A 22,350-nucleotide genomic window follows, 5' to 3' on the forward strand; every position below is an offset into this window, starting at 1 on the left:
GGCATCATGCCCGCCAGCGGCAGCGGCCTCCTTGCAGCGGGCGGCGCCTCCCCTCATCTCCATTACCTGTCCTTCCCCGCGTAGGAGTCACCTGCATGAAATCCCTTTCCCTTTCTTCCGCTGGCGGCATCGCCCGCCGCGGCCTGCTCAAGCTGGCCGCAGCGGCTGCCGGCGCGCTGATGTTCTCGGGCGCGGCCCTGGCCCAGGCGCCCGCCAAGACCAAGGTCGCGGCCGTCTACACGGTGCCGGTCGAACAGCAATGGGTCTCGCGCATCCACAAGGCGCTGTCGGCCGCCCGCGACCGCGGCGACATCGAGTACACGTTCTCGGAAAACGTCACCAACGCCGACTACGAGCGCGTGCTGCGCCAGTACGCCGAGCAGGGCAACAAGCTGATCGTGGGCGAGGCGTTCGCCGTTGAAGCCGCGGCCCGCAAGGTCGCCAAGGACTATCCGCAGACCGCCTTCCTGATGGGTTCGTCGGGCAAGCCCCAGCAGCCCAACTTCTCGGTGTTCGACAACTACATCCAGGAACCCGCGTACCTGACCGGCATGATCGCCGGCGGCATGAGCAAGACCGGCAAGATCGGCCTGGTCGGCGGCTACCCCATCCCCGAAGTGAACCGCCTGATGCAGGCTTTCATGGAAGGCGCCAAGGAAACGAACCCGAAGGCCGAGTTCACCGTGACCTTCATCGGCTCGTGGTTCGATCCCCCCAAGGCCAAGGAAGCCGCCTTCGCCATGATCGACAAGGGCGCGGACGTGCTGTATGCCGAACGCTTCGGCGTGTCGGACGCCGCCAAGGAACGCGGCAAGCTGGCCATCGGCAACGTGATCGACACCCAGCCGCAGTACCCCGAGACGGTCGTCGCCTCGGCGCTGTGGAGCATGGAACCCACCATCGACGAAGCGCTCAAGCAAGTGAAGGCCGGCACGTTCAAGGCCGCTGACTTCGGCCAGTATTCGCTGATGAAGCACAAGGGCTCGTCGCTCGCGCCGCTGGGCACCTTCGCGCAGAAGATCCCGGCCGACCTGGTCGCCAAGGTCCAGGCCAAGGAAAAGGCCATCCTGGACGGCAGCTTCACCGTGAAGGTCAACGACAAAGAACCCAAGTCCACGGCACGATGAACCAAGCGCCTCTCGCCCTGCAACTGACGGGGATCACCAAACGCTTTGGCAGCCTCACGGCCAACGACGATGTCTCGCTTACGCTCCGGCAGGGCGAAGTGTTGGCCTTGCTGGGCGAGAACGGCGCCGGCAAATCGACCCTGGTGTCGATCCTGTTCGGCCACTACGTGGCCGACGCCGGCCGTATCGACGTCTTCGGCAAGCCCTTGCCCCCCGGCCGCCCCGACGCCGCGCTGGCGGCGGGCGTGGGCATGGTGCACCAGCATTTCACGCTGGCCGACAACCTCACCGTGCTGGACAACATCATGGTGGGCACGGAATCGCTCTGGAAGCTGGCCTCGGGCCGCGGCCAGGCCCGCAAACGCCTGGTTGAACTGGGCCAGCGCTTCGGCCTGGGCGTGGACCCGGACGCGCGCGTGGGCACGCTGTCCGTCGGCGAAAAGCAGCGCGTCGAGATCCTGAAGGCGCTGTACCGCGGCGCCCGCGTGCTGATCCTGGACGAGCCCACCGCGGTGCTGACGCCGCAGGAAGTGCAGGACCTGTTCGCCACGCTGCGCGGCTTTGTCGACGAAGGCCTGGCCGTGATCTTCATTTCGCACAAGCTGGACGAAGTGATGGCCGTGTCGCGCCGCGTCGCCGTGCTGCGGCAGGGCCGGCTGGTGGCCGAGCGCGACACCGCGGACACCAGCCCGGCGGAACTGGCCGAACTGATGGTGGGCCGCAAGGTCGTCATGCCGCGCGCGCAAGCGGCCTCGGCCGCCGAGCAGGCCGCGCCCGTGGTGACCCTGTCCCAGGTGACCGTGCGCGACAGCCGCGACGGCGCGCCCCGGCTCGACAGCCTGGACCTGGTTGTCCACACCCATGAAATCGTGGCCATCGCCGGCGTGGCCGGCAACGGCCAACAGGCGCTGGTGTCGGTGCTGACCGGCCTGCGCCAGCCCTCGGACGGCACGATCCGGCTGGGCCCGGAACACGCCGCCGCGCCGACCACCCCCGCGGGCTGGACCGCCGCGCGCGTGGGCCGCATCCCGGAAGACCGGCACGGCGAAGGCATGATCGGCGACAGCCCCCTGTGGGAAAACGCCATCGTGGAAGACCTGAAGGACAAGCGCTTCGCCCGCCACGGCCTGATCCGCGCCCGCGCGGGCAAGGCGTATGCGGCGTCGCTCGCCAAGCAGTTCGACGTGCGCGCCGCCTCGCTCGACGTGCGCACGCGCAGCCTGTCCGGCGGCAACATGCAGAAACTGATCCTGGGCCGCACGCTGGCGCGAGAGCCGCGCCTCATTGTGGCCGACCAGCCCACCTGGGGCCTGGACATCGGCGCGGTGGCCTACGTGCGCGAGCAGCTGCTGGCGGCGCGCGCGCGCGGCGCGGGCGTGCTGCTGGTGTCCGAAGACCTGGAAGAAATCTTCGCCCTGGCCGACCGCATCGCCGTGCTGTGCGGCGGCAAGCTGGTCGCGATCAAGCCGGTGGCCGACTGGACGCCCGCCACCGTCGGCCTGGCCATGACGGGAACCCGGGCGTGACGGCTCGCACCGTCCTGCCCGGCTTTCTTCACAACTGAGCATCACTCGCATGAAACTGATCCTGGAACGCCGCCCCGAGCCCAGCCGCCTTGCGCTGGCCCTGGCCCCGATCGCGGCCATCCTCTTCACCCTGGCGGTCTGCACGCTGCTGGTGGCCTGGGCCGGCGCCCCCGTCGGCCGCGCCTATGCGCTGTTGTTCGAAGGCGCGTTCGGCACGCGCTTCGCGCTGTCCGAAACGCTGACGCGCGCCACGCCGCTGATGCTGACCGGCCTGGCCTGCGCCGTGGCCTTCCGGGCCCGTTTCTACAACATCGGCGCCGAAGGCCAGCTCTATCTGGGCGCGTTGGCGGCCGTGGCGGTGGGCGGCCTGCATGGCGGCACCGGCTTCGATCTGCCCGTGCCCGTGCTGTTTGCCGGCATGATGCTGGCGGCCGCGCTGGCCGGCGCCTTGCTGCTGCTGATCCCGGCCGTGCTGAAGACACGCCTGGGCGTGGACGAAGTGGTGACCACGCTGCTGGGCAACTTCATCGTGCTGCTGTTCGTGTCCATGATGCTGGACGGCCCGATGAAGGATCCCATGGCCATGGGTTGGCCGCAGTCCGTGGCGCTGAACGGCGACCTGGAGCTGGGCAAGCTGATCGGACGCACCCGCGCCCACACGGGCCTGCTCTGGGCCGCTGGCCTGGCGCTGGGCCTGTGGCTGCTCAACCGCTACACGGTGTTCGGCTTCCAGATGCGCGCGGTGGGCGCCAACGCCCACGCCTCGCGCTTCCTGGGCCTGCCGGTGAACCGCGTGATGCTGGGCACCGCCATGCTGTCGGGCGCGCTGGCGGGCCTGGCCGGCGCCATCGAGGTGGCGGGGCGCACCAGCTACGTCACGCTCGACATGTCGCCGGGCTACGGCTACACGGGCGTGGTGGTCGCCATGCTGGCGGGCCTGCATCCGCTGGGCGTGATCCTGGCCAGCATTTTCGTGGCCGGCATGCTGGTGGGCGCCGACAGCATGAGCCGCGCCATCGCCGTGCCGAACTACATCGCCGACGTCATCGTCGCCACCTCGTTGCTCGCCATGCTGGTCGCGACGCTATTCGCGCAGTACCGCCTGCGCCGCAACAAGGCTTGAGGAGCACGCCATGGAATGGATGGATTTGATGAGTTCCGCGGCCTTCTGGGTCGCCGTGCTGCGCCTGGCCACGCCGCTGATCCTGGGCACGCTGGGCGTGCTGCTGTGCGAACGCGCCGGCGTGCTGAACCTGGGCATCGAAGGCATCATGGTCGCCGGGGCCTTCACGGGCTGGCTGGTCGTCTACCTGGGCGCGCCGCTCTACGTGGGCGTGCTGGCGGCGGCGCTGGCCGGCGCCGCGTTCGGCCTGCTGCACGCGGTGCTGACCGTGCCGCTGGGGCTGTCGCAGCACGTCTCGGGCCTGGGCGTGACCATGCTGGCCACCAGCCTGAGCTACTTCGCTTATCGCGTCACTTTCCCCAGCGTCAACACGCCGCCCACGATCACGCCGTTCGCCGAAATGAAGTTCCTGGACTGCATTCCGCTCATCGGACCCGTGCTGGCCGGACAGACGCCCATGACACTGATCGCGCTGGCCGCGGTGCCCGTGCTTGCGTGGGTGCTGAACCGCACGCCGGTCGGCCTGGCGATCCGCATGGTGGGCGAGAACCCCGCAGCCGCCGAAGGCCAGGGCCTGTCCGTGACGCGCCTGCGCATTGACGCTATCGTGGCCGGATCGGCGCTGATGGGCGTGGCAGGCAGCTTTCTCACGCTGGCGGCGTTCAATGCGTTCTTCTTCAACATGGTCAACGGCCGCGGCTGGGTCTGCGTGGCGCTGGTGGTGTTTGCATCGTGGCGGCCCGGCAAGGCGCTCTTGGGCGCGCTGATCTTCGCCTTCTTCGACGCGTTGCAGCTGCGCCTGCAGCAGGGCGGGGCGGCGCTGCCGGGCCTGCCGGAACTGCCGTACCAGGTCTACCTGATGCTGCCCTATATCCTGTCCATCCTGGCCCTGGTGTTCATGGCGCGCCGCGCCGCCTACCCGCAAGCCTTGATGAAACCGTATCGCAAAGGCGAAAGGTAGAGCCCCCCGAGCGCTACGCGCTTCCCCCAGGGGCGTCGCTACGGACCGGCAGAGCCGGCTCCGTGCGACCCCGATAGGGGGGCACCGGCTCACGCGCCGAGGCAGGGATGCGGCAACTGAAATTTTTGCAAGGAACTCGCATGTTCGACCTGATTCTTAAGAACTGCACGCTGCCCGACGGCCGCAAGAACATCGACATCGGCGTGGCCGAAGGCCGCATCGTGGCCCTGGAGCCGGCGCTGAAGGCCGAGGCCGCGCAGACCGTGGACGCCGCCGGGCAACTGGTGACCTCGCCCTTCGTCGACGCGCACTTCCACATGGACTCCACGCTGTCCTTCGGACTGCCGCGCGTGAACCAGTCGGGCACGCTGCTCGAAGGCATCGCGCTGTGGGGCGAATTGAAGCCGCTGCTGACGCAGGAAGCGCTGGTCGAACGCGCGCTGGCCTATTGCGACTGGGCCGTGGCGCGCGGCCTGCTGGCCATCCGCTCGCACGTGGACGTGTGCGATCCGCGCCTGCTGGCCACCGAAGCGCTGCTGCACGTGCGCGAAAAAGTGAAGCCCTACCTGGACCTGCAGCTCGTCGCCTTTCCGCAGGACGGCGTGCTGCGCGCCCCCGGTGCGCTGGACAACCTGAAGCGCGCGCTGGACATGGGTGTGGACGTGGTGGGCGGCATTCCGCACTTCGAGCGCACCATGCAGGACGGCGCCGAATCCGTGCGCATCCTGTGCGAACTGGCCGCCGAACGCGGCCTGCGCGTGGACATGCATTGCGACGAAAGCGACGACCCGCTGTCACGCCACATCGAGACGCTGGCCTATCACACGCAGCGCCTCGGCTTGCAGGGCCGCGTGACGGGTTCGCACCTGACGTCCATGCACTCGATGGACAACTACTACGTGTCCAAGCTGATCCCCCTGATCCGCGAGGCCGGCGTGTCGGCCATTGCGAACCCGCTGATCAACATCACGCTGCAGGGCCGCCACGACACCTATCCCAAGCGCCGCGGCATGACGCGCGTGCCCGAGCTGATGGCGGCCGGCGTGCCCGTCGCCTTCGGCCACGACTGCGTGATGGACCCCTGGTACAGCCTGGGTTCCGGCGACATGCTGGAAGTCGCGCACATGGGCCTGCATGTGGGCCAGATGACCGGCCAGGACGCCATGCGCGCCTGTTTCGAGGCCGTCACCACCACGCCCGCAAAAATCCTGGGCCTGGACGAGACGGGCCTGGCGGTGGGCAAGCGCGCCGACCTGGTGCTGCTGCAGGCGCGCGACGCGGTCGAGGCGCTGCGCCTGCGCGCCACGCGCCTGATGGTGCTGCGCGCGGGCAAGGTGGTGGCGACCACGCCGCCCGCCACCGCCACGCTGCACCTGCCGGGCCGCCCTGGCGAAGTCAGCTTTCAGACACCGGCCCGCTGACGTACCCGGGCCGCGCGGCGGCTGTCACGATGATCTCCACCAGCATCTCCGGCCCGGCCAGCCTGGCCTCGCAGGTGGCGCGGGTGGGCATCGCGCGGGGCGGCGCCCATTGCGCCCACACCTCGTTCATGCCGGCAAAATCGCGCTCGATGTCCTTGAGCCAGATCTGCACGGACAGCAGCCGGGACTTGTCGGTATTGGCCCGCGCCAGATAGCCGTCGATCTTGTCCAGCACGTCGCGCGTCTGCGCGGCGATGTCGCCCTGTGCCGTCGAGGTCACGCCGGCCACATACACGGTGTCCCCGTGGATCACGATGCGGGACAGGCGTTCGTTGGAATCCATGCGCACGATGTCGTTCATTCGTCTTGCTCCTTGGCGGATGGGCTGCGCGCCTGCGCGGCAGCCGGAAAGCGGTCGATCCGGAATGGCGCGATCGGCAGGTCCGTCGCGCCCGTGGTGATCAGGTCGGCCATGATGCGGCCGACGATGGGGCCCAGCTCAAAGCCGTGCGCCGAAAAACCGAAAGCGTGAAAGGCCATCTCATGCCGGCTGCTGCGCCCGATCACGGGTATCTCGTCGGGCATGGCCGCTTCGATGCCCGCCCACCCGCGATTCACGATCGCATCGCGCATGTGCGGAAAAAGGTCGACCACCGTGCGCGCGCCTTCGGCCAGAGAGCGGAAATCCAGCTCGGTCCATTCGGCGTCGCGGTCGACCCACGCGCGCCGGCCGCCGCCTATCAGCACGGTGCCGTTGGCGCGCTGCTTGAACGATAGCGCGCGGCCGGTGCCCAGCACGACGGGATCCAGAAAGTGGTCCATGCGCAGCGTCACCAGCATCATGGGACTGATGGGCAACAGCGGCACCGGCTCGCCCCATTGCGCGGCGATGCGGTCGGCCCAGGCGCCCGCGCAGTTGAGCACCTGCGGCGCGGTGTACACGCCCGCATCGGTGTCCACGCGCCACTGTCCGTCCCGCCACGCCACGCCCTGCACGCGCACGCCTTCGATAAAGCGCGCGCCAAGGCTCGCGGCCTTCGTGCGAAAGGCGAGGGTCGTGCGGTAGGGGTCGGCGGCGGCGTCCTCGCGCGCGATCAGGCCGCCCTGCACCGTGGGCGCGATGGCCGGGATCAGGTCCAGGAGGTCTTCGCGGCTTATCCACTGCTCGTGCGTGTAGCCATGGTCCGTCATGGTCTGGAGCCGCGCACGCAGCGTCTGCACGTCGGCGGCGTTCTCGGCCACGCGCACCTGCCCGTGCTGCTCGAAGCCGCAGTCGTCGTCCACCAGCTCGCCGATGCGATACCAGAGCTCGCGCGAGGCCAGCGCCAGCGGCACCTCGGCCAGATGGCGGGACAGCGTGCGCACGCCGCCCGCATTCACGCCCGACGCGTGGCGTCCGACGTAGTTCTTCTCGATGACCAGCGCGCGCACGCCGGCGCGCGCCAGGTGCAGCGCGGCGGAACTGCCGTGCAGCCCGCCGCCGATGATGATGACTTCAGCCGCCCGCCCTTGAACGGTCATGGTGTCCATCCGTCATTTCTTCAGGCGGACCACGGCCTGGCGCGATTCGTCGGTCTGCGGCAATGACGCCAGCTCGCCCAGCGTCAGCGGCTTGGTCGGGAAGCGCAGCCGGTAATAGCCCACTTCCTGTGTCGGCACGCCGCGCTCTTCGGCGATGATCTCCGACACCGTCAGCCCGCAGAAGCGGCCCTGGCACGGTCCCATGCCGCAACGCAGGAAGGCCTTCATCTGGTTCGGGCCGCTGCAGCCCAGCTTGACGGTCTCGCGCACCTGCGCGGCGGTCACTTCCTCGCAGCGGCAGACGATGGTGTCGCCGGTTGGCCGCCGGAAGGCCTCGGGCGCCTTGTACAGCGCGTCGAAGAACTCGCGGCCGCGCACGGCCCGCGCCAGCGCATCGCGCGGCGCGGCGGCTTCGCTGTCGCGCTGGCGGGCGTCGATGCGGCCCAGCAGATGCGCGGCCTGCAGGGCGGCCAGCCGGCCGCGGTGTTCGGCCGCCAGCGCGCCGGCGATGCCTGCGCCGTCCCCGGCCATGCCGATGCCGTCCACGGAGGTCGTGCCCCAGTCGTCGACCTGCGGCTCCCAACAGTCCAGCGCCTCGTTCCAGCGATGCGCCGCGCCCACCGCGCGCGACAGGTTCACGTTCGGCACCACGCCCTGGTGCAGCATGAGCTGGTCGGCGGGCAGCGTCTTGGTGACGCCGCCAGCGGTGTAGCGCACGCTTTGCAGCTTGCCGTCGCCCAGCGCCTCCAGCGCCGTCACGCCCTTGACGATGGGCACGGCGGCCTTGACCGCGCGCAGCAGCTTGAGGCCCTTGCCCAGGTACGGCGAGCGCAGGAAGCCCCAGACCTTGGGCAGCGCCTGCCCCATGCGCCCGGGCGGCGTGGTTTCAAGCAGCGCGTCGACCTTGACCCCAGCGTTCAGGTATTGCCAGGCCACCAGATACAGCAGCGGGCCGCAACCCGCCAGCACAGTGCGGTCGGACGGCACCACGCCGGAAGACTTCAGCAGGATCTGCGCCGCCCCCGCGGTGATGACGCCCGGCAGCGTCCAACCCGGGATCGGGAAAGGCCGCTCCTGCGCGCCGGTGGCGAGCAGCAGGCGGCGCGCATGCACGATGCGCGCCTCGCCGTTCACCGAGTACGCGACCTCGAAGCCCTCCGCCGGTTCGGGCGCCGTGCGCTGGGCCACCGCCCACACGGTCGCGCCCGGCACGTAGCGCGCGCCGGACTGCTGGAACGGCGGCACCAGCGTCGCGCCATGCCAATAGTCCTCGCCCAGGATGGCCTTGTCGGTCACCGGCGTCGTGGTGATCGCGCGGTAGATCTGACCCCCCGGCGCGGGCTGCTCATCGAGCAGCACCGTGTCCACGCCCAGGTTCGCGGCCAGGGTTGCGGCCGCCAGGCCGGCCGGACCCGCGCCCACCACCAGCAAATCGCATTGCGTCGTGTCGATCATGCCTGCACCTTGCGCGCGCCCAACTGGCGCTCGATCTTCATACCTTCCCGCACGGGCGTCATGCAGCCCTGCTGGTTCGCTTGTCCATCGATGGTGACCAGGCAGTCATAGCAGACGCCCATCATGCAGTACGGGCCGCGCGGCACTTCGTTGACCGCCGTATCGCGACAGGCCTGCACGCCGCCCGCAAACAGCGCCGCCGCCACGCTGTCGCCCTGACGGCACAGCATTTCGGCGCCATTGACCGTAATCCGCACCGGCGCGCCCTGCGCCTGCCGCTGCGCCTCGTCAAGCCGCTTGAACATGAAACCTCCGGGTCGAGAAGGGCGCCATGTCGTCGGCCAGCTGGCCGGCGGCGATCATGGGCGCCAGATTGAGCGCATGCGCGGCGGCAAGCGTCACGCCGCTGTGACAGGTGGCGACGAACGCCCCCGGACACGTTTCGGATTGCTGGTAGATCGGAAAGCCGTCCTGCGACATGACGCGCAGCGCCGCCCAGCTGCGCACCACGCGCACCTCGCGCAGCGCGGGCAGCGTGCGCACGGCGCGATCGGCCAGCGTACCCAGGATGGGCAACCCCACCAGGTTGTCCACATAGCCGGCCTCTTCCTGCGAATCGCCGATCAGCCAGGTGCCTTCATCGGTCTGGCGCAGCGTGGACAAGGGGATCTCCAGCATGCGGCGCGTGCGCTCCAGCACCACGATCTGCCCGCGCTGCGGCCGCACCGGCACGTCCAGGCCGACCTGTTCCCCCAGCTGCTTGTTCGACAGCCCCGAGGCCAGCACCACCTTGTGCGCGCGCACCGTGCCGCCGGGCGTGGCGATCTCGAACACGCCGTCGCGCCGTTTGATGGCCTGCGCCGGACGGCGCGGCAGGTAATCCACAACCCGCTGTGCAAAACTCGTGTGCAGCGCGCGCAGCAGCTTCAGCGGATTGGCGATGCCGTCCACCGGCGTCCACGTCGCGCCGCGCACCTCGGGACCGATGCCGGGCACCAGGTCCGCGACTTCGGCGCGGTCCAGCATCTTCCATTCGTACTGCGCCATGCCGGGCTGCGCCAGCAGCGTGCTCATGAAGCGCGCGCGCGCCTCGACCTCTTCGTCGCTCAAGAGCGCGTGCAGTCCGCCGCGCTGCTCCAGGTGCACGTCCACGCCGGTTTCCGCCAGCAGCTGCGCCGCCAGCGTCGGCCAGCCCTGCGCGGACGTCATCGTCCACACGCCATAGCGCGGCAGGCCCATGCCCTTGCTCTGCACCCACACCAGCCCGAAGTTCCCGCGCGAGGCGCGATAGGCCACGTCGCCCTCGTCCAGCACGGCCACATGGTCCAGCTCGCGCCGCAGCCCGTAGGCCACGGCCGATCCGACCAGGCCGCCGCCGATCACCACCGCATCGTAGATGCCGCGGTGCGCGGGCGCGCGCGGCGCCAGTTCTTTCTCGTCCGTCATTAGCGTCCCTTTCCTACAAACAGCTTTTCCAGGCCGACGACGCGGTCCAGGATGAAAATGGCAATGATCGTCACGTAGATCAGCACCGCCGACACCGCCGTCACCAGCGGATCGATGGTGTCTTCGATGTGCAGGAAGATGCGCACCGGCAGGGTCGTCGTGGATGGCGAGGCGATGAAGATGGACATCGTCAGCTCATCGAAGCTGGTGATGAACGCAATCACCCAGCCGCTCACCACGCCCGGCAGCAGCAGCGGCAGCACCACCCGGCGAAACGCCGTCCAGTTGGACGCGCCCAGCGATTGCGCGGCGCGCTCCAGCGCCGGATCGATGCCCGCCGCGGAAGCCAGCACCAGCCGCAGCGCATAAGGCATGACCAGGATCACGTGCGCCACCACCAGGCCGAAGTACGTGCCCGCCAGGTCCACGGTCGTGAAGAACTTCAGGAAGGCCAGGCCCAGCACGACGTGCGGAATCATCAGCGGCGACAGAAAGAACGCCACGAGGGCCTCGCGGCCACGAAAGCGGTTGCGCGCGATGGCCAGCGCGCTGGGAACTGCGAGCCCGATCGCCAGCGTGGCCGACAGGGTGCCCAGGCCCAGGCTGAACCAGAACGCGTCCACGAAGCGCGGGTTGTCCAGGATGGCGCGGAACCAGCGCAGCGACAGCCCGCCCGAGGGCAGCGAGATGAAGCCTTCGGACGTGAACGCCACCGCGCACACCATCACGATGGGCGCCAGGATGAAGAGAATGAAAAGCGTGTGGAACACAAGGCCAATCGGGCCGTTGCGAAATTGCATGTCAGCCTCCGGCCTGGTTGAACACCGCGCCATAGCGGCGCTCGATGATGCGGTTGGCGGACAGCAGCACCACCACGGTCGCCACCAGCAACACCACCGCCAGCGCCGCGCCCAGCGGCCAGTTCAGCGTGTTCAGGAACTCGTCGTAGGCGGCCGTGGCGACGTTCTTCAGGCGCCGTCCGCCGATGATGGCCGGCGTGGCGAACGAACTGGCCGCCATCGCGAACACCATGATCGCGCCGGACAGGATGCCCGGCATCACCTGCGGCACGATCACGCGACGGATCACGGTGAACTGACTGGCGCCCAGCGACAGCGCCGCCGCCTCGGTGGCCGGATTGATCCGCTGCAGCGAGGCCCACACCGAGATCACCATGAAGGGCACCAGCACATGCGTCAGCGCGATGGCCACGCCCAGATTGCTGTACATCAGGTCGATCGGCGTGGAGATGATCCCGATGCCCATCAGCGCCTTGTTGATGAGGCCGGTGGACCCGAACAGCAGCGCCCATCCCAGCGTACGCACCACGACCGAAATCAGCAGCGGGCCCAGCACGACCATCAGGAAGAGCCCCTTCCAGGGATTGGCCATGCGCGACAGCACATAGGCTTCGGCCGTGCCCAGCACCAGGCAGGCCAGTGTCACGGCCGCCGCCACGCCGAAGGTGCGCGCGTAGATCTCGTAGTAGTAGCCGTCCGAGAAAATCTCGATGTAGTTCTTCCAGGTAAAGGTGGCCTGCATGCCGCCATAGAACTGGAAGTCGAAGAAGCTGATCAGGAACACCAGCGCCATCGGCACCACGAGGAACGTGGCATACACCGCCAGCGCCGGGGCGCTCAGCACCCACGGGTTGGTGCGGGCGGTCATGACGCGCGGCCTTGCGGCGCGCCGGCCGGGTTGACTTCGCACATGTCCTGCGCGCGCCAGCGCAGATGCACCGGCTCGCCTTCGGCGGGCACCGGCACGCCGTCGTTCTGGCGAATCACCATGACCTCGCCCACCGACGTTTCCACCTGGCACAGCCAGTGGTTGCCCTGGAACACGCGCGTCTTCATGCGGCCGGGCAGGGCACAGGCGGCCGGCTCCGAGAACAGGATCTTCTCGGGCCGCACGATGACCGCGCCCTGCGGCACGGGCGCGCCCTCCATGGCGACATGGGCCTCACCGATGCGCGCCCGGGTCTGTCCTTCGTATTGCTCGGCCTGCGGCGTGAACACATTGGCCTTGCCCAGAAAGCCGCCCACGAAATGGCTGGCCGGGCCTTCGTATGCCGCGAAGGGTTCAGCCACCTGCTCGACGCGGCCCTGGTTCATCACCACGATGCGGTCCGACAGCGCCAGCGCCTCGGACTGGTCGTGCGTGACCAGGATGGTGGTGGTGCCGACGGTGCGCTGGATGCTGCGCAGTTCAAGCTGCATTTCCTCGCGCAGCTTGGCGTCCAGGTTGGAGAGCGGTTCGTCCAGCAGCAGCACGCTGGGCCGGATGACCAGCGCGCGGGCCAGCGCCACGCGCTGCTGCTGTCCGCCGGACATGCGAGCGGGATGCCGGTCGGCCAGGTGCGACAGGCCCACGAGCTTGAGCGCATCCGCCACGCGGGCCTCGCGCTCGTCCTTTTTCACCCGCTGCATTTCCAGGCCGAAGGACACGTTCTCGGCCGCCGTCATGTGCGGAAACAGCGCATAGTTCTGGAACACCATGCCCAGCCCGCGCTTGTTGGCGGGCACCTTGCTGACGTCCTTGCCGTTCAGCACGATGCGGCCGCCGCTGGGTTCGACGAACCCCGCGATCATCTGCAGGGTGGTGGTCTTGCCGCAGCCCGACGGCCCCAGCAGGGAAATGAACTCGCCCTGCCTGACCGACAGGCTCAGGTTCTCGACGGCGGTGGTCTCGCCGTAGCGCTTGCTCAGGCGGTCCAGCACAAGATAAGTCATGAATGCTCCCGGTGGCGGCGCGCGCGCCGCCCGTATGCGCAGGCGGTCAGCGCTCGATTTCCCGCGTCCAGCGCTTGTTCCAGTCGTCCCGGTTCTGGTTGACGGTGTCCCAGTCGATCACGATGAGGTCGGCGGCGCGCTTGCCGATGGGCAGCGGCACGCGCGGATCGTCCGTGACCTTGGCCTTCTTGTTGACCGGGCCGTAGCCGTACGCGGACGCCAGCTTTTCCTGGACTTCGGGCGACACCAGGTATTCGACGAAGGCCTGGGCCTTGGGATTGACGTTGGGCTTGGCGACGGGACACACCGACGAGAGCAGCGCGTAGGCGCCTTCCTGCGGATACACGAAGCCCACCGGGAAGCCGGTGTCGGCAAAGGCCTTGACGCGGCCGCTGCCCCAGACCGCGATGGTGGCCTGGCCGCTGGAGAACAGTTCGGTCATCTTGCCGGGCGACGGTTCATAGACCAGCACGTTGGGGCCGACCTCGTTCTTGAACGTGGCGAAACCCGGGTCGATCTTCTTTTCACCGCCGCCGCCTTCGCGGGCGTATTCCACCAGCGTGTGCAGGCCGTAGGTGTTGTTCAGGGGCGGAATGACGAGCTGCTTTTTGTACTTGGGGTCCTTCAGGTCCTTCCACGAGGTGGGCGGCGCCCACTTCTTTTCTTCGAAGGCCTTTTTGTTGTACATGATGCCCGTGGCGACGATGCCGATGGCGACGGCCTTGTCGTCCTTGTAGCGCGCCGTGGTGTAGATGTCGTCGGCGGGCAGGTTCTTGATGGGCTCGCAAAAGCCCAGCGCAATGGCCTGGTACATGGGACCGTCGTCGATGATGGCGACGTCGATCTGCTGGTTGCTCTTTTGCGCCTGCAGGCGCGCCACCGTGTTGGTGGAATTGCCGGCCACATAATCCAGCTCGACTCCATGCTGCTTGGCGAAGGGCGGGAAGATTTCCTTGCGCATGATGTCTTCGAACGAGCCGCCGTAGCCGGCCACCACCAGTTTCTGCTGCGCCTGTGCATTGGCGCCCAGCCCGACGGCCACCGCCGCCGCTGCGAGCACTGCAAATACCTTGCTCATGAGAACCCCCGAATATTGGAAGAGAACTGCAAGAACTACCTGATTTGTTGCCCGGCAACCTCATGTCCGCCGTACAATTTGTCCGTACATGAATGTCCGGACAAATAATGGATCCAGCAAGACTGCCTTGTCAATCGGTTATTGTCCGGACAAACCCTATAAAACCAATCTAGGAGCCAACCTCATGACCCGATCCTCCGAGCGCGCCGCCAGCCCAGGCGGGGAGCGGGAAGCGCGCGGCCGGCCCGGCGCGGCGCGCCCTGCAGCCGACGCGGGCGGCCCGCGCTACAAGAGCATTTATCAGACGCTTTCCCAGGACATAAGCGCCGGGCGCTATCCCGTCATGACCCTGCTTCCCACCGAGCACGAGCTGTGCGAACAGTTCGGCGCCAGCCGCCACACCATCCGCGAAGCCATCCGCATGCTGACGGTGGCGGGCGTGGTGTCGCGCCGCCCCGGCGTGGGCACGCGCGTGGAAACGGCGCGCGCGACCACGCGTTTCACGCAGCGCATCTCGCAGTTTCCCGACCTGCTGCAGTACGCGCGCAATGCGGCGCTGCTGGTGCAGGACGTGCGCACCGTCAAGCTCACCAAGCGGCTCGCGGAAACGCTGGGCTGCGAGGCCGGCCAGCCCTGGCTGCACATCAACTCCATCAAGACCCTCGACGATCCCGACACGGCCGCGGCCTGCACGCTGATCTATGCGGATCCGGCGCATTCGGACGTGCGGGTGGAAGTGAAGTCGCGGATATCGCTGCTGCGCCTGATCGAAGACCATTTCGGCGACCGCATCACCGAGGTGAACCAGGAGTTCTCGGCCACGCCCATCGGCGCGGCCATGGCAAGGCAACTCCAGGTCGACGCCGGCACCGCGGGCTTTGTCATCACGCGCCGGTACTACGGCGACGGCGGCGTGCTGCTGCTTGCCACCATCACCACGTTCCCGCACGACAAGATGAAGTACTCGATGACGCTCAACGTCAGTTGATGCGTGCGGCGCTTTACGCGGACAGGCCATAGTCCGCACGCGCCGCCTCAGCGCTGATCTTGCCGTCCGCCAGGTCCTGTTCCACGCGCGCCCGCGGCCGCGCCGACGGCGCGCCATAGCCGCCACCGCCTGGCGTTTCGATCCGCACGCTTTCGCCGGGCTCCAGCGCAATGTTCGCGGTCTTGGAGAACAGCTCCTGCGCCCGGGGTGTGCCGAAGTTGCGAATCAGGCGCGCACGGCGCCCGTCGCCGCCCCCGTCCACGCCGGCCGCCACGCCCACCGTATGGCTGTCCGACCGCGCCGAAAACACGATGCCCGGCCCCACCGCGCGGATCTGCTTGGCGATCGCCATGCCGCCGCGTGTGCGGCCCGCGCCGCCCGAGTCCTGGATCATCGCGTACTCGTCCATCAGCAGCGGATACTCGTTCTCCAGCGCCTCCACCGGCAGGTTGGACGTGTTGGTCATGTGCACGTGCACGGCGTCCATACCGTCCGCGTCGAAGCGCGCGCCCGCGCCACCGCCCAGCGTTTCCAGGTACACGAAATGCCCGGCGCGCTCGCGCCAGCGGCCCGAAAACACGATGGCGGGGCAGCAGTCATTGCTGGACGCCATGGTCCGTTCCGGCGGCAGCAGGCCGCGGAACGCGCCAAAAATCGCGCCCGCCACCTTCTGCGCGGTGATGGAGCGCGCGCCCACCGCAGCTGGGTGCTCGGGATTGGTGATGGTGCCCACCGGGGCCGACAGGGTGATGGGATCGAACAGACCCGCATTGGGCGCCAGGTCCGGGTCCAGCAGCGCCTTCACGGCGTAGTACACGCAGGCGCGCAGCGCGTTGATCGGCAGGTTCATCGCGCCGCGCGCCTGCTTGCCCGACCCCGCGAAATCGAAGTGCAGGTTGTCCGCGCTGACGGTAAGCGTCACCTGGATCGGCACCGGGTCGCCGCCCATGCCGTCGTCGTCCAGATCGCTGCGGAAGGTATAGCTGCCGGCACGCAGCTCGGCGATGCGGTTCAGCAGGCGGCGCCGCGTGTACGCGATCACGTCGTCCACCGAGCGCAGCACCGCGTCCAGCCCCATCTGCCGTATCAGCCCCTGCACCGCGGCCACGCCGCGGCGGTTGGTGGCCATCTGCACGCGCAGGTCGAGCACGCGCTCCTCCGGGTCGCGGGTGTTGGCGCAGATGAGCCGCAGCAGGTCTTCGTCGGTTTCGCCCGCGCGGGCGATGCGGCAGGCCGGGATGCGGATGCCTTCCTCGAAGATGGATTTCAGGCCGCCGGCGATCGACCCGGGCACGGCGCCGCCCACGTCGGAGTGGTGCGCGATATTGGCCGCGAAAAAGCGCAGCACGCCGTCCCAGAACACCGGCGTGACGATGTTGATGTCGGGCAGGTGGCTGCCGTCGGCCAGGTAGGGATCGTTGCAGATGAACACGTCGCCGTCGCGGATGCCGCCGACCGGGAACGTACGCAAGATGGCGCGCATGGCGCCGTCCAGCGAGCCCAGGTGCAGCGGGATCTGCGTGCCCTGGGCGACAAGCCGTCCGGCCGCGTCGAAGAGCGCCACCGAGCAGTCCTTGCGCTCTTTGATGTTGGTCGAGAACGACGCGCGCACCAGGGTGTTGTTCATGTCCTCGGTAATGGACAGCAGGCGATTGCAGAACACCTCCATGCCGATCGGGTCGGCCAGGGTGGGCGCCGCGTCCTGCTCGCCGGATGGGATGGGATCAGGCTGGGTCATGCGAGCCTCCTTGCAGGCGGATGATCAGGTTGCCGTATTCGTCGACGCTGGCCGCGTGGCCCACGCCCACCACTGTGGTGGAGCTCATTTCCTCGAGCAGTGCCGGCCCCGTGAAGCGCGCGCCAGTGGGTACGCGATCGCGGTCGTAGACGGGGGTGTCGAGCCAGCCATGGGCCGGGCCGAAGTACGCCTTGCGCCGGCCCAGCGCCGCGTCCTGCAGCGTGCCGCCCACGTGGCGCGGCGCGAGCGGCGCCTTGACCACCTGGCCCACGGCCTGCATGCGGCAGTTGATGATCTGGACCTTGCGGTCGTCCACCGTGTAGCCGTACTCGCGCTCGTGGGCTTGGGCAAAGGCCCGTGCGAATGCCTCGTAGCCGCCCTCGCCGGTGTCGGCCAGGCTGACCTGCACTTCGAAGTTCTGGCCCTCGTAGCGCGCATCGATCGCGCTCTGGCACACGCGCAGCGCCGGGTCGACCCGCTCGGCCGCCAGCCAGTCCTGCGCCTGCTTGCGCAGGCCGTCGAAAATGGCCGTGATGGCGGGCCAGGTGTCCGCGCCGGCCAGCGCGATCTCGCTCTGCACGAAGTCGAACGAGATGTCGCTCAGCAGGATGCCGCGCGCGCACATCGTGCCGGGCTCCTGCGGCACGATGACAACGGGAATGCCGCATTCCTCGGCCACTTCCACGGCGTGCAGCGGACCCGCACCGCCGTAGGCGTAAAGCGCAAAGCGCGACAGGTCGTAGCCGCGCTCGGTGGATACCGCGCGGATCGCGCGGCTCATATTGGCCGCCGCGATGCGCAGGATGCCTTCGGCGGCCGCTTCCATGTCCAGGCCCAGCGGTTCGGCGACGCGGCTGCGGATGACCTCGCGCGCCGCGTCCGCGTACACCGGCATGCGGCCGTTCAGAAGCGCCACGGGATTGAGCCGCTGCAGCGCGATCTCGGCATCGGTGATGGTGGGCTCTTGCCCGCCACGGCCGTATCCCACGGGCCCGGGCACCGCGCCCGCGCTGTGCGGCCCCACCTTGAGCGCGCCGGCGTCATCCAGCCAGGCGATGCTGCCGCCGCCGGCGCCGATGACATGGATGTCGACCATCGGCGTCTTGACCGGGTAGCCGGCGACGTGGCGGTGCGAGGTGAAGAGCGGGCGGCCTTCGCACACCAGCGATACGTCGGTGCTGGTGCCGCCGACGTCGAACGTCACCAGGTTCAGGCTGCCGATGGCGCGTCCCACCGCGGCCGCGCCGACCACGCCGGCGGCGGGGCCGGACAGGCAGGTGCGGACAGGATACTGGCGCACGGTGGCAATCGACATCAGTCCGCCATTCGAATGGATGGTGTGCGGCTCGTGGCCGATGTCCAGCTCGCGCACGCGCTGCAGGAAGCGCTCCAGGTAGCGCGCCATCTTCGGCCCCACCGCGGCGTTGAGCACGGTGGTGGACAGGCGTTCGTATTCGCGGAATTCGGGCAGGACTTCGGAGGACTGGCTGATGTAGGCGCCCGGCATTTCCTCGGCCACGATCCGCGCCGCGATGCGTTCGTGCGCGGGGTTGCGGTAGGCATGCAGGAAGCAGATCGTGACGGCCTCGATGCCGGCCTGCGCAAAGCGGCGCGCGGCGTCGCGCACCTGCGCTTCATCGAGCGCGGTCAGCACCTCGCCCGCGGCGTTCACGCGTTCGTCGACTTCGGCGCGGAATTCGCGCGGCACGGCCACGGGAGGCTTGCCGACGCTGTAGTCGTAGAGGTGCGGCCGCGTCTGGCGGCCGATCTCCAGCACGTCGCGAAAGCCGCGCGTGGTGATCAGGCCGACGCGCGCGCCCTTGCGTTCGATGATGAGGTTGGTCGCCACGGTGGTGCCGTGGCCGACGTGCGACACCTGCGAGGGCGCGACGCCGTGGTCCGCCAGCATCTGCCCGATGCCGGTGGCGATGGCCTCGGAGGGATCGTGCGGCGTGGAAGGCACTTTGTGAAAGTGCACCTCGCCGGCGTCCTCGTCGATCATCGTGAAATCGGTAAACGTGCCTCCGACGTCTATCCCTATGCGATACATATCGTTTGTTCCCGGAAAGAAGGGTCTTGCATTGCCGCGCACGCCCGCCGCGCGGCAACAGGACTCCCGGCCGCCGCGCGCGCGGGCGGGCCCGATGCCGTGGCGCCTGCCCACGGCCGCGCGCGGTGCTGGGAGGGGTCAGTCCAGATGGATGCCGGCCTTTTTCACGACCTGGCACCACTTGCTGATTTCGTCTTTGATCATCGTGCCGAACGCCGGCCCGGACACGTCCGAGACCTGGGCGCCCTGCTGTTCCAGATAGGTCTTCATGGCGGGCGCGTGCAGGGTCTGCACCAGGCTGTCGGTCAGCTTGGCGCGGACCGCCTCGGGCATGTTGGCGGGGGCCAGCATGCCGAACCACACCATGGCCTCGTAGCCCGGATAGCCCGATTCAGCGACGGTGGGCACGTCCGGCAGCATGGGCGAGCGCTGCGGCGAGGTCACGGCCAGCGCCTTGATCTTGCCGTCCTTGATGTACGGGTTCGATGTCATCACCACGTCCATCATCATGTTGACCTGTCCACCGACCAGGTCGATGAGCGCGGGACCCGAGCCCCGGTAGGGCACGTGCACCATGGACACGCCGGCGGTGGACTTGAAGAGTTCGGCCGCGAGGTGGTTGGAAGTGCCCTGGCCGTTGGATGCGAAGGAGTATTTTTCGGGCTGTTTTTTCAGCAGGGCCACGAATTCCTGCAGGTTGCTCGCCGGCACGGACGGGTTGACCGACATGACGTTGGGGATGGTGGCCACCACCGTCAACGGCGTGAAGTCCTTGACGGCGTCGTAGGGCAGTTTGGAATAGACGCATGGCGCGCTGCCGTGCGTGCTGACCGATCCCATCAGGATGGTGTAGCCGTCGGCGGGCTGGCGCGCCACGAATTCGGTGCCGACGGTGCCGCCCGCGCCGGGCCGGTTTTCAACGATGACGTTGGCGCCCAGGCGCTGGCCCAGTCCTTCGGCGATCTTGCGCGCCACCAGGTCGGTGGAGCCGCCGGCCGCGAACGGCACGACGATGCGGATCACTTTGTCCGGCCAGGCGGCGCTGGCCGATCCGGCTGCCGCAAAGAGCGCGACGCCGGCGGCGATGCGACGGCAACTGCGTAGTAGCCCTGTTTTCATGGCTTGGTTTCCCCTTGTTGATAGAACTTCCTTGTGGCCGGATCATGCGTGTCCAACCTTGGTTCGCTGCAACAACGAGGTCATGCTAGGCCTGCCTCGGCGATGACAGCAGTCCTACAGGTTTATATTGGTATAGATGCCATTTATGGGCGTGCGGCGATGAAGAATCCGGACCTGAATCTGCTCCTGCATTTCGATGCGCTGATGGCGTGCCGCAATGTCTCGCGCGCGGCGGAGGCGCTGAACATCAGCCAACCCGCGATGAGCGCGGCGATGAACCGGCTGCGCGGGTTGTTCGGCGATCCGCTGCTGGTGCGCGAAGGCGGGGCGTGGCAGCCCACGCTGCGCGCGCTGGAGCTGCACCAGCAGTTCAAGCCGCTGCTTGAAGGCTGGCATCGCGCGACCCGCACACGCGAGGCGTTCGATCCGGCGCATTCGTCGCGCACGCTGTCGCTCTATGCCACCGATTATGTGCAGTACACGCTGCTGCCCAAGCTGATTCCGCGACTGGCGGTGGACGCACCGCATTTCCAGTTGCAGATCGTGCCGGCGCGGCCGCAGCACGGGTTGAGCATGCTGGACACGAATCACGTGGAGCTGATCGCGGGCTATTTTCCCGATCCGGCGCCGGACCTGCGCACGCGCTTTCTGTACCAGGAGCCGGCGGTTTGCATCGTGCGCGAAGGGCATCCGTGCCTGCGCAAGCGCTGGAATCTGGATGCCTATCTGCGTTACGGGCACCTGGACCTGGCCGCGCACACGCGCTACTTCAGCACCGCGATCGACCGCATTCTGATGGGGCAGAACCGCAGCCGCAAGATCGTGGCGACGCTGTCGAGCTATCTGGTGTGTCCGTTCATCGTGGAGGGCTCGGACCTGATCGCGACGATGCCGGTGAGCATTGCGAAAGCGATGTCGGGCAGCGCGCGCATCGTGACACAGAAGGTGCCGTTGACGCTGCCGCCGATCGCGGTGTCGCTGTACTGGCATGAACGCTACCAGGACGATCCCGCGCACGCCTGGCTGCGGCAGTATCTGGCCGGCGTGCTGGGATAGCGGGCGGGTTGGCTGATTTGCGCTGCCGGGTGGTCGCTCGCTACTTGAGCGGCAGGCAGATGCGGGTCTGCAGCTGGGCCGGCGGGGTGGTGCGCGGGTCGTTCAAGTATTGCTCGAACATGGGGAAGTCGGCCGGGGCCTGGCCGCTGGCGGGCAGCCATTCCGAGAACAACCAGTCGTAGGGCTTTTTCATTTCGTTGTAGGGGCCGGTGTAGGTGAGGATGGCGCAGCGGCCGGCGGGGATTTCGAAGCGTTCGAGCTCCTGGCCGAGGTCGGCGTCGGGCGCGACGGGCATGCCGGCCAGGGACCGCAGCTGGCTTTCCGGGACCTGCTCGGGATCGTCGAAATAGATGCCGAAACCGGTGGTGTCGGGTGTGGCGATGCCTTGGCCGATGGCGAGCATGAAGGCTCTTGAGAAGACGGGGCCGATGTCCTGGTAGCTGCCGCGATGGGTCAGGACGGCGAGGGTGGCGCCGGGGAAGTTTTCGATGACGACAGGGTACATGGCTGACTCCTTGGTGGTGGAAGGTTGGGAGCGGGCGGCGCGATACCGGCCTGGCGAGATGCCGAACACTGCGCCGAAAGCCCGGTTGAACGCGGCGTCGGATTCATAGCCGGCGCGTTGCGCAACGTCCCGTAGTGCCGTCTGCGTGCCGGCCAGGGCCACGGCCGCGCGATGCATGCGGATGCGCTGGACGGTGGCGTTGACCGTTTCTCCCATCATGGCGCGGTAGACGCGGTGGAAGTGGTACGGCGACAGGCAGGCCAGGTCGGCGAGCCGGTGCAGGTCGGGATCGGCGTCGGGGTTGGCGGCGAGCCAGCGCAGGACCGGGTCCAGGCGTTGGGCGTAGAGGGATCGCGTTGCGGGCTTCATGCTTGCTCCTTGGAGGGCAATGTAGCTTTTGTCTGTTTGCAGATTTTGCGGTTTTTGTTGGGTGTTTGGGTGGGGTTTTTCTTGGCTTGGGGGGTTGGGTTCTTTAGGCGCACGGCGCGGCGGCGGCCTCGGGGC

General features: G+C 68.2%; 20 protein-coding genes. 7 read left to right on the forward strand and 13 right to left on the reverse strand.

The features are described from left to right. Positions 1-95: 95 nt before the first annotated feature. The 5 genes from BMW75_RS04420 to BMW75_RS04440 all read left to right on the forward strand — a co-directional run bounded on the left by BMW75_RS04420 (position 96) and on the right by BMW75_RS04440 (position 6,158). Entirely contained in the window at positions 96-1,127 is a 1,032-nt protein-coding gene (locus BMW75_RS04420; RefSeq protein WP_092577147.1) for a BMP family protein, read from the forward strand. Next, a complete protein-coding gene (locus BMW75_RS04425; RefSeq protein ID WP_092577150.1) occupies positions 1,124-2,653 on the forward strand; it encodes an ABC transporter ATP-binding protein in 1,530 nt (509 codons plus the stop codon). Before BMW75_RS04420 ends, BMW75_RS04425 begins: the two co-directional genes overlap by 4 nt. 49 nt (positions 2,654-2,702) lie before the next feature. Continuing rightward, a complete protein-coding gene (locus BMW75_RS04430; RefSeq protein WP_092577153.1) occupies positions 2,703-3,776 on the forward strand; it encodes an ABC transporter permease in 1,074 nt (357 codons plus the stop codon). Positions 3,777-3,786: 10 nt separating this feature from the next. Beyond that, entirely contained in the window at positions 3,787-4,737 is a 951-nt protein-coding gene (locus tag BMW75_RS04435; protein WP_092577156.1) for an ABC transporter permease, read from the forward strand. 140 nt (positions 4,738-4,877) lie between these two features. Continuing rightward, entirely contained in the window at positions 4,878-6,158 is a 1,281-nt protein-coding gene (locus BMW75_RS04440; RefSeq protein ID WP_092577158.1) for an amidohydrolase family protein, read from the forward strand. Here the strand turns inward: BMW75_RS04440 and BMW75_RS04445 are convergent. The 9 genes from BMW75_RS04445 to BMW75_RS04485 are packed head-to-tail and all read right to left on the reverse strand — an operon-like array spanning position 6,133 to position 14,390. Beyond that, a complete protein-coding gene (locus BMW75_RS04445; protein ID WP_092577161.1) occupies positions 6,133-6,519 on the reverse strand; it encodes a RidA family protein in 387 nt (128 codons plus the stop codon). The genes BMW75_RS04440 and BMW75_RS04445 overlap by 26 nt on opposite strands. Then, a complete protein-coding gene (locus BMW75_RS04450) occupies positions 6,516-7,679 on the reverse strand; it encodes an NAD(P)/FAD-dependent oxidoreductase (RefSeq protein ID WP_092577366.1) in 1,164 nt (387 codons plus the stop codon). The genes BMW75_RS04445 and BMW75_RS04450 overlap by 4 nt, the downstream gene beginning before the upstream one ends. A gap of 12 nt (positions 7,680-7,691) precedes the next feature. Next, entirely contained in the window at positions 7,692-9,134 is a 1,443-nt protein-coding gene (locus tag BMW75_RS04455; RefSeq protein ID WP_092577164.1) for an FAD/NAD(P)-dependent oxidoreductase, read from the reverse strand. Then, positions 9,131-9,439: a (2Fe-2S)-binding protein gene (locus tag BMW75_RS04460; protein ID WP_076518193.1), complete on the reverse strand. Its 309-nt coding sequence runs from the start codon at positions 9,437-9,439 to the stop codon at positions 9,131-9,133. The genes BMW75_RS04455 and BMW75_RS04460 overlap by 4 nt, the downstream gene beginning before the upstream one ends. Next, positions 9,423-10,580, reverse strand: a complete 1,158-nt coding sequence (locus BMW75_RS04465) for an NAD(P)/FAD-dependent oxidoreductase (protein ID WP_092577166.1) — start codon at positions 10,578-10,580, stop codon at positions 9,423-9,425. Before BMW75_RS04465 ends, BMW75_RS04460 begins: the two co-directional genes overlap by 17 nt. Further along, complete coding sequence (locus BMW75_RS04470) at positions 10,580-11,380, reverse strand: ABC transporter permease (RefSeq protein ID WP_076518197.1); 801 nt, start codon at positions 11,378-11,380, stop codon at positions 10,580-10,582. Before BMW75_RS04470 ends, BMW75_RS04465 begins: the two co-directional genes overlap by 1 nt. Before the next feature lies 1 nt (position 11,381). Next, a complete protein-coding gene (locus BMW75_RS04475) occupies positions 11,382-12,248 on the reverse strand; it encodes an ABC transporter permease (protein WP_076518199.1) in 867 nt (288 codons plus the stop codon). Next, the gene (locus BMW75_RS04480) at positions 12,245-13,312 is read right to left on the reverse strand and encodes an ABC transporter ATP-binding protein (RefSeq protein ID WP_076518201.1); all 1,068 of its coding nucleotides are present in this window, start codon (positions 13,310-13,312) and stop codon (positions 12,245-12,247) included. The genes BMW75_RS04475 and BMW75_RS04480 overlap by 4 nt, the downstream gene beginning before the upstream one ends. A 46-nt stretch (positions 13,313-13,358) precedes the next feature. After that, on the reverse strand, positions 13,359-14,390 hold the full coding sequence (locus BMW75_RS04485; protein WP_092577169.1) for an ABC transporter substrate-binding protein: 1,032 nt from the start codon (positions 14,388-14,390) through the stop codon (positions 13,359-13,361). Between the two features lie 184 nt (positions 14,391-14,574). Between BMW75_RS04485 and BMW75_RS04490 the strand changes: the two genes are divergently transcribed. Then, the gene (locus tag BMW75_RS04490) at positions 14,575-15,378 is read left to right on the forward strand and encodes a GntR family transcriptional regulator (RefSeq protein WP_076518205.1); all 804 of its coding nucleotides are present in this window, start codon (positions 14,575-14,577) and stop codon (positions 15,376-15,378) included. A gap of 13 nt (positions 15,379-15,391) precedes the next feature. Here the strand turns inward: BMW75_RS04490 and BMW75_RS04495 are convergent, their stop codons facing one another. From BMW75_RS04495 to BMW75_RS04505, 3 genes are all read right to left on the reverse strand, one after another. Then, entirely contained in the window at positions 15,392-17,116 is a 1,725-nt protein-coding gene (locus BMW75_RS04495) for a hydantoinase B/oxoprolinase family protein (RefSeq protein WP_092577172.1), read from the reverse strand. Then, positions 17,103-19,166 (reverse strand): hydantoinase/oxoprolinase family protein, encoded by a 2,064-nt coding sequence (locus BMW75_RS04500; RefSeq protein WP_092577173.1) that lies wholly within the window; start codon positions 19,164-19,166, stop codon positions 17,103-17,105. Before BMW75_RS04500 ends, BMW75_RS04495 begins: the two co-directional genes overlap by 14 nt. Before the next feature lie 138 nt (positions 19,167-19,304). Further along, positions 19,305-20,285 carry a Bug family tripartite tricarboxylate transporter substrate binding protein gene (locus BMW75_RS04505; protein WP_092577174.1) on the reverse strand — a complete coding sequence of 327 codons (981 nt, stop codon included), beginning with the start codon at positions 20,283-20,285 and terminating at the stop codon, positions 19,305-19,307. A gap of 159 nt (positions 20,286-20,444) precedes the next feature. Here BMW75_RS04505 and BMW75_RS04510 point away from each other — a divergent pair, with 159 nt between their 5' ends. Continuing rightward, positions 20,445-21,341 (forward strand): LysR family transcriptional regulator, encoded by an 897-nt coding sequence (locus BMW75_RS04510; protein ID WP_175493094.1) that lies wholly within the window; start codon positions 20,445-20,447, stop codon positions 21,339-21,341. A gap of 40 nt (positions 21,342-21,381) precedes the next feature. Here BMW75_RS04510 and BMW75_RS04515 read toward each other — a convergent pair whose 3' ends face one another. Further along, on the reverse strand, positions 21,382-22,215 hold the full coding sequence (locus BMW75_RS04515; protein WP_092577176.1) for an AraC family transcriptional regulator: 834 nt from the start codon (positions 22,213-22,215) through the stop codon (positions 21,382-21,384). Positions 22,216-22,350 lie beyond the last annotated feature (135 nt).

The sequence above is a fragment of the Achromobacter sp. NFACC18-2 genome, from assembly GCF_900108985.1.
Classification (GTDB): domain Bacteria; phylum Pseudomonadota; class Gammaproteobacteria; order Burkholderiales; family Burkholderiaceae_B; genus Achromobacter.

Bases quoted from the DNA above. Each gene is read 5' to 3' on its own strand.
- BMW75_RS04485 (WP_092577169.1), bottom strand. From the start codon at position 14,390: ATGAGCAAGGTATTTGCAGTGCTCGCAGCGGCGGCGGTGGCCGTCGGG.
- BMW75_RS04425 (WP_092577150.1), top strand. From the start codon at position 1,124: ATGAACCAAGCGCCTCTCGCCCTGCAACTGACGGGGATCACCAAACGC.
- BMW75_RS04455 (WP_092577164.1), bottom strand. From the start codon at position 9,134: ATGATCGACACGACGCAATGCGATTTGCTGGTGGTGGGCGCGGGTCCG.
- BMW75_RS04435 (WP_092577156.1), top strand. From the start codon at position 3,787: ATGGAATGGATGGATTTGATGAGTTCCGCGGCCTTCTGGGTCGCCGTG.
- BMW75_RS04500 (WP_092577173.1), bottom strand. From the start codon at position 19,166: ATGTATCGCATAGGGATAGACGTCGGAGGCACGTTTACCGATTTCACG.
- BMW75_RS04480 (WP_076518201.1), bottom strand. From the start codon at position 13,312: ATGACTTATCTTGTGCTGGACCGCCTGAGCAAGCGCTACGGCGAGACC.
- BMW75_RS04465 (WP_092577166.1), bottom strand. From the start codon at position 10,580: ATGACGGACGAGAAAGAACTGGCGCCGCGCGCGCCCGCGCACCGCGGC.
- BMW75_RS04475 (WP_076518199.1), bottom strand. From the start codon at position 12,248: ATGACCGCCCGCACCAACCCGTGGGTGCTGAGCGCCCCGGCGCTGGCG.
- BMW75_RS04460 (WP_076518193.1), bottom strand. From the start codon at position 9,439: ATGTTCAAGCGGCTTGACGAGGCGCAGCGGCAGGCGCAGGGCGCGCCG.
- BMW75_RS04505 (WP_092577174.1), bottom strand. From the start codon at position 20,285: ATGAAAACAGGGCTACTACGCAGTTGCCGTCGCATCGCCGCCGGCGTC.
- BMW75_RS04440 (WP_092577158.1), top strand. From the start codon at position 4,878: ATGTTCGACCTGATTCTTAAGAACTGCACGCTGCCCGACGGCCGCAAG.
- BMW75_RS04510 (WP_175493094.1), top strand. From the start codon at position 20,445: ATGAAGAATCCGGACCTGAATCTGCTCCTGCATTTCGATGCGCTGATG.
- BMW75_RS04515 (WP_092577176.1), bottom strand. From the start codon at position 22,215: ATGAAGCCCGCAACGCGATCCCTCTACGCCCAACGCCTGGACCCGGTC.
- BMW75_RS04445 (WP_092577161.1), bottom strand. From the start codon at position 6,519: ATGAACGACATCGTGCGCATGGATTCCAACGAACGCCTGTCCCGCATC.
- BMW75_RS04495 (WP_092577172.1), bottom strand. From the start codon at position 17,116: ATGACCCAGCCTGATCCCATCCCATCCGGCGAGCAGGACGCGGCGCCC.
- BMW75_RS04470 (WP_076518197.1), bottom strand. From the start codon at position 11,380: ATGCAATTTCGCAACGGCCCGATTGGCCTTGTGTTCCACACGCTTTTC.
- BMW75_RS04430 (WP_092577153.1), top strand. From the start codon at position 2,703: ATGAAACTGATCCTGGAACGCCGCCCCGAGCCCAGCCGCCTTGCGCTG.
- BMW75_RS04490 (WP_076518205.1), top strand. From the start codon at position 14,575: ATGACCCGATCCTCCGAGCGCGCCGCCAGCCCAGGCGGGGAGCGGGAA.
- BMW75_RS04420 (WP_092577147.1), top strand. From the start codon at position 96: ATGAAATCCCTTTCCCTTTCTTCCGCTGGCGGCATCGCCCGCCGCGGC.
- BMW75_RS04450 (WP_092577366.1), bottom strand. From the start codon at position 7,679: ATGACCGTTCAAGGGCGGGCGGCTGAAGTCATCATCATCGGCGGCGGG.